A 5,867-nucleotide genomic window follows, 5' to 3' on the forward strand; every position below is an offset into this window, starting at 1 on the left:
GGCGGTGACGGCACGGGCACGGCCCTCGCCGGCCGCACCCCGCCCGCCACCGCCGCCGTGACGCGTACGACGCTCACCGCCACCAAGACCGTGGACGGCACCCTCGGCTACGGCACCGCGTCCACCGTCGCGGGCAGGACCGAGGGCACGATCACCTGGCTCCCGGCCGAGGGCGCCACCATCACCCGCGGCCACGCCGTCTACAGCGTGGACGCCGACCGCCGCCCCCTCCTGTACGGCACCATGCCCCTCTACCGCACCCTCCAGGACGGCGCCGAGGGCAAGGACGTCGAACTCCTCGAACGCAACCTGGACCGGCTCGGCTACACCGGCTTCGACGTGGACGACCGGTTCACCTGGGCCACCAGGGAGGCCGTCGAGGACTGGCAGGAGGACCTCGGCCTCGACGTCACCGGCACGGTCCGGCCCGGCGACGTCGTCGTGGCCGACGGCCGCATCCGCGTCGCCGAACTCAAGAAGGCCCTCGGCGACCCCGCCACCGGCCCGGTGCTCACCGCCACCGGCACCACCCGCGAGGTGCTCGTCGCCCTCGACGTGGCGGACGAGCACCTGGTCAGGAAGGGCATGAAGGCCGACGTCGAGCTGCCCGACGGCACCACGGTCAAGGGCCAGGTCACCGGCGTCGGCACGGTCGCCACCGAGGCCGCCGGCGGCGACGACACCACCACCACGGTCGAGGTACGGGTGTCGGTGAGCGGGCTCGACAAGTCGTACGACGCCGCCCCCGTGGACGTCACCATCGTCTCCGAGCGGCGCGAGAACGTCCTGGCCGTGCCCGTCGGAGCGCTGCTCGCCCTGGCCGAGGGCGGGTACGGCGTACAGGTCGTGGAGGGCTCGGCCACCCGCTACGTGGCGGTCGAGACCGGCCTGTTCGCCGACGGCAAGGTGGAGGTCGAGGGCGTCCAGGAGGGCGTGACCGTGGTGGTGCCCAAGTGATCGCCGAACTCCACGACGTGACCAAGCGGTACGGCGACGTCGCCGCGCTGAGCGGCGTCTCCCTGGGCATCGACCACGGCGAGCTGGTCGGCATCGTCGGCCCGTCCGGCTCGGGCAAGTCGACCATGCTCAACATGCTCGGCACCCTCGACCGGCCCTCCGGCGGCACCGTCCGCATCGCCGGGCACGACGTGCTCTCCCTCACCGACCGGCAGCTCTCCGCCCTGCGCGCGAACGTCATCGGCTTCGTCTTCCAGCAGTTCCACCTGGCCGCCGGAGTGCCCGCGCTGGACAACGTGGCCGACGGGCTCCTGTACGCGGGCCCGTCACCGCGCGAGCGGCGGCTGCGCGCGTACGACGCGCTGGAACGGGTGGGGCTCGGGCACCGGCTCGGCCACCGCCCGCACGAGCTGTCCGGCGGCGAACGTCAGCGCGTCGCCATCGCCCGAGCCGTCGTCGGCGACCCACGGCTGCTGCTGGCCGACGAACCCACCGGCAACCTCGACTCCCACTCGGGAGCCGGGGTGATGGAGCTGCTGCGCGAGCTCAATTCGGGCGGCACCACCGTGGTCGTCATCACCCACGACCGCGACATCGCGGCCTCGCTGCCCCGCCAGGTCGAGATGCTCGACGGCCGCGTCGTACCGGACGCACGGGTGGGGCTCGTGGAGGGAACGCGCTCATGACGGTCCTCACCCCCGCCCGCCTGCGCCCCCGCGACGTGCTCAGGGTCGGCGGGTCCGGCCTGCGCGCCCGGCCGCTGCGCGTGTTCCTCTCCGCCCTGGGGATCGCCATCGGCATCGCCGCCATGCTCGGCGTCGTCGGCATCTCGGCCTCCAGCCAGGAGGACCTCAACCGCCGGCTCGCCGCGCTCGGCACCAACCTGCTGACGGTGTCGCCGGGGCAGAGCCTGTTCGGTGCGGCGTCGCACCTGCCCGCCGAGGCCGAGGGCATGATCGGACAGATCGCCCCCGTCACCGCGGTCACCGCCACCGGCGCCACCCAGGCCAGGATCTACCGCAACGACCACGTCCCCGAGGCCGAGACGGGCAGCATCTCCGTCACCGCCGCCCGCCTCGACCTGCTCCAGGACGTCGGCGCCACCGTCGTCAGCGGCGCCTGGCTGAACCCGGCCACCCACGGTTACCCGGCCACCGTGCTCGGCGCCAAGGCCGCCGACCGGCTCGGCGTCGTCCGTGCGGGCCCCGACCAGCGCGTCTGGCTGGGCGGGCAGTGGTTCACCGTCGTCGGCGTGCTCGCCCCGGCGGACCTGGCCCCCGAACTCGACACCGCGGCCCTGGTCGGGTGGCCGGTCGCCGAGGAACGGCTCGGCTTCGACGGGTACGCCACCACCATCTACACCCGGGCACAGGAGGCGTTCGTCGTCGAGGTCCGCGACGTGCTGGCCGCCACCGCCAACCCGGAGAAGCCCAACGAGGTGGAGGTCTCCAGGCCCTCCGACGTCCTGGCCGCCAAGCAGGCCACCGACGCCACGCTCAACGCCCTCCTGCTCGGGCTCGGCGGCGTCGCGCTGCTGGTCGGTGGCGTGGGCGTGGCCAACACCATGGTCATCTCGGTCCTGGAGCGCCGCGCGGAGATCGGGCTGCGCCGCTCTCTGGGGGCCACGCGCGGGCAGATCCGCCTGCAGTTCCTCGCCGAGTCGCTGCTGCTGTCGGCCGTCGGCGGGGTGGGCGGCGTGCTGCTCGGCATCGGCGTCACGGCCGCGTACGGGAGCCTGCAGGGCTGGCCGGCGATCGTACCGGTGTGGGCCATGCTGGGCGGCGTGCTGGCCACGCTCGTCATCGGCGGGCTCGCGGGCTTCTACCCGGCCGTACGGGCCGCGCGGATGCCGCCGACCGAGGCCCTGGCCGTGCCCTGAGGCGACCTGAGCGTGTCCGATTGTTGCAAGCGAACCCTCCGGGCGAGCCGATAACTTCACCGTCACAACCGGATGCGCCCTGGGGAAGGACCGCCTGTGGAGGGACACACTGACATGGACGTGCTCGACCGGGCCGAGCGGTATCTGCACCGCCACGGACGGCTGATCGACCGGCTGCGCTTCGAGGCGCTCTTCAGGGGCGGCTCCCGCGAACGCGTGCTCGACGTACTGCGCTGCTACCAGAACTCGGACGGCGGCTTCGGCAACGCCCTCGAACCCGACCTGCGCGGCTCGGCGAGCCAGCCGGAGCCGGTCGAGATGGCGTTCTGGATCCTGGACGAACTGGACGCGTTCGACTCGCCGATGGTGGCCGCCGCCTGCGACCACCTCGTCTCCATCACCACACCGGATGGGGGCGTGCCGTTCGTCCTGCCCTCCGTCCGTGACACGTTGCGCGCCCCCTGGTGGCAGACGGACGACGACCCGCCGGGCCACCTCATCCCCACCGCGCCCATCGCCGGGCTGCTGCACAAGCACGGCGTCACCCATCCCTGGCTGGCCGCCGCCACGGAGTTCTGCTGGTCGCGGCTCGCCACGCTGAAGGAGCACGACCCGTACCAGGCGCGGGCGGCGGTCACGTTCCTGAGCCACGTGCCCGACCGGGAGCGCGCGCGGGCCGAGTTCGCCCGGCTGAGCGAGACCCTCCTCGGCGCGGTCACCTTCGACCCGGACACGCCAGGACACGTGCACTTCCCGCTGGACTTCGCGCCCGAGCCCGCCCGGCTGCCGCTGTTCACCCAGGACGTGCTGGACACCCACCTCGACGCGCTGCTCGCCGCGCAGTCGGCCGACGGGGGATGGGGCGGGAACTGGGAGATGTGGACGCCGGTCGTCGCACACGAGTGGGGCGGCCACGTCACCGTGGAACGCCTCAAGACGCTGCGCGCGTACGGCCGCCTGCCGGGGTGACCCCCGGGGCCTCCCACGTGCGGCCGAGGGTTCTGTCGGGGGCCTGACGTACGGTGGAGTCATGTACGTGGAACGGCCCCCCGCTCCCGGCCTCGCCGGCCGCATCACCTGCGGCTGGCTGCGGACCAGCGAGGTCGGGTTCACTCAGCTCGTGGTGCCCGACGCGTGCGTCGACCTCGTCTGGGGCGCGAACGGCCCGCTCGTGGCCGGTCCCGACACGGGGCCCATGCCCGCGTCGATCAGGGCGGGAGAGGCCATGGCCGGCCTGCGCTTCAGTCCCGGCGCGGTGGGCTCCTTCTTCGGCGTGCCACTCGACGAGCTGCGTGACCGCCGCGTCCCCCTGTCCGAGCTGCCCGGCTGGCGCGCTCTGCTCGCGCAGCTCACGAGCCTTCCCGTCGAAGCGATCCACCACGGGCGGGGAGCCGCGCAGGCGGAGGCACGGCTGCGCGCCCTGGAGGCCATGGCCGTGCGCCGCCTGGCCGCCGATCCCGACGGGGTCGACACCACCGCATCCGCCATCGCCACGGCCCTGGGCCAGGGCCGGTCCGTGGCGGAGGCGGCCTGGGCGCTCGGCTACAGCGAGCGCCAGTTGCTGCGCCGCAGCGTGACCTCGTTCGGCTACGGGCCGAAGACCCTGCAGCGCATCGTCCGCTTCCAGCGCGCGCTGCGGCTGGCCCGCGCCGGTCGCCCGCTCGCGGAGGTGGCGGTCACGGCCGGCTACGCCGACCAGGCCCACCTGGCCAACGACGTCAAGCGCCTGAGCGGCGTCCAGATGAGTCACCTGGTCTCACCTCCCGGTGCCGGGTAGCTTCCCCGAAACCAGCGCCTGCGCCCACGCCGCACTCGGATCGCTGTCGATCAGCAGGGCCCGCGTGAGCAGGCTCAGCGGAATGGCGAGAATCGCGCCCAGCGGCCCCAGCACGGACGTCCAGACAATCAGCGAGATGAACGTCATCGTCGTCGAGAGCCCGACCGCGTCGCCCAGGAATTTGGGCAGGATGAACGACTGGGTGACGACATTGATGACGATGTACGCGGCGACGACGAGCAACATCGTCTTCACTCCGCCGTCCAGCAGGGCCAGCATCGCGGGCGGCAGGAGACTGATGACGAAACCGATATTGGGAATGTAATTGGCGATGAGTGCCAGCACGCCCCACAGCAACGGCAGCGGCACCCCCAGCAGCGTCAGTGCGATCATGTCGAGCACCGCGCTGATCAGCCCGAAAACTGTGGAGACGATCAAATAGCGCCGGGTTTTGTGCGCGAACGTGGCCAGCGCCGTCACCAGTTGCCGATTCCCGTTGGTGGTGGTGAGTATTTTCGCGGTGACGGGCGCGTCGAGCGACATCGCCAGCAGCAGCACGACGACGAGAAACAGCGCCGTCAGAATGCCGATCACGCTGCCGAGCAACGTCTGCACCAATTCGAGCACCCGTCCCGGGTCGAACGCCTGCAGCCCCTTTTCGAGCGCCGCGTTGCTGATCCCGTGCGTGGTGGCCCAGTGCTGCGCGTCGGTGAGCAGTCGCTGGAACTGGCTGTTGTACGTGGGCAGCAGCGCGGCCAGCTGGGTGCCCGAGATGGTGAGGATGGCCACCATGCCCACCAGCACGAGCACGACGATGAGGAACGGCACGGCGACCTGGAGCCAGGTGGGCGCGTGCCTGGCGTTGAGCCAGCCGCGTACCGGGGAGACCGCGATGACGAGCACGAGCGCCAGCACGACGGGGCCGGCGATCGAGGCGACCTCGCGGAGGCCGAACAGCACGACCATCGCCGCGGCGATGCCCAGCAGGAGGATGAGCGCCCGGGGCACGGATTGATCTCGCACGCCTCCGTATCTACCCCTGGGGCAGGGGTGAACCGTCGATTTGACGGTTCCGGGAGGCGTACATAGAGTTCAGCAGTCCCGCGAGGGCGGCGTTGATCGCCGGTCTCACTCGGGGGCGATCTCCAGACACACCACCGTGACCGCGGTGAGACGTACGCGTCCGCTCGGTTCGGCTGGTAAGTTAGAGGGGTTGTCTCCGAAAGGGGGCGGGCTTAATTTCTGCAGGTTGTG

General features: G+C 71.9%; 6 protein-coding genes. 5 read left to right on the forward strand and 1 reads right to left on the reverse strand.

Annotation, left to right across the window (positions count from 1 at the left end; translation table 11 throughout):
* From ABD844_RS41310 to ABD844_RS41330, 5 genes are all read left to right on the forward strand, one after another.
* Positions 1–957 (forward strand): peptidoglycan-binding protein (locus ABD844_RS41310; RefSeq protein WP_344891203.1); only part of this gene is annotated, 957 nt, incomplete at its 5' end.
* Entirely contained in the window at positions 957–1,643 is a 687-nt protein-coding gene (locus ABD844_RS41315; RefSeq protein WP_344891218.1) for an ABC transporter ATP-binding protein, read from the forward strand. The genes ABD844_RS41310 and ABD844_RS41315, both read left to right, overlap by 1 nt.
* Positions 1,640–2,836: an ABC transporter permease gene (locus ABD844_RS41320; RefSeq protein ID WP_344891206.1), complete on the forward strand. Its 1,197-nt coding sequence runs from the start codon at positions 1,640–1,642 to the stop codon at positions 2,834–2,836. Before ABD844_RS41315 ends, ABD844_RS41320 begins: the two co-directional genes overlap by 4 nt.
* Positions 2,837–2,932: 96 nt before the next feature.
* The gene (locus ABD844_RS41325) at positions 2,933–3,805 is read left to right on the forward strand and encodes a hypothetical protein (RefSeq protein WP_344891209.1); all 873 of its coding nucleotides are present in this window, start codon (positions 2,933–2,935) and stop codon (positions 3,803–3,805) included.
* A gap of 61 nt (positions 3,806–3,866) precedes the next feature.
* Positions 3,867–4,613 (forward strand): DUF6597 domain-containing transcriptional factor, encoded by a 747-nt coding sequence (locus tag ABD844_RS41330; RefSeq protein ID WP_344891212.1) that lies wholly within the window; start codon positions 3,867–3,869, stop codon positions 4,611–4,613.
* On the opposite strand, the gene ABD844_RS41335 is transcribed toward ABD844_RS41330, so the two are convergent.
* Positions 4,593–5,621, reverse strand: a complete 1,029-nt coding sequence (locus ABD844_RS41335; protein ID WP_344891215.1) for an AI-2E family transporter — start codon at positions 5,619–5,621, stop codon at positions 4,593–4,595. The genes ABD844_RS41330 and ABD844_RS41335 overlap by 21 nt on opposite strands.
* Positions 5,622–5,867 lie beyond the last annotated feature (246 nt).

The organism is Nonomuraea antimicrobica, from assembly GCF_039536965.1.
In the GTDB taxonomy this organism is placed as follows: Bacteria; Actinomycetota; Actinomycetes; order Streptosporangiales; family Streptosporangiaceae; genus Nonomuraea; species Nonomuraea antimicrobica.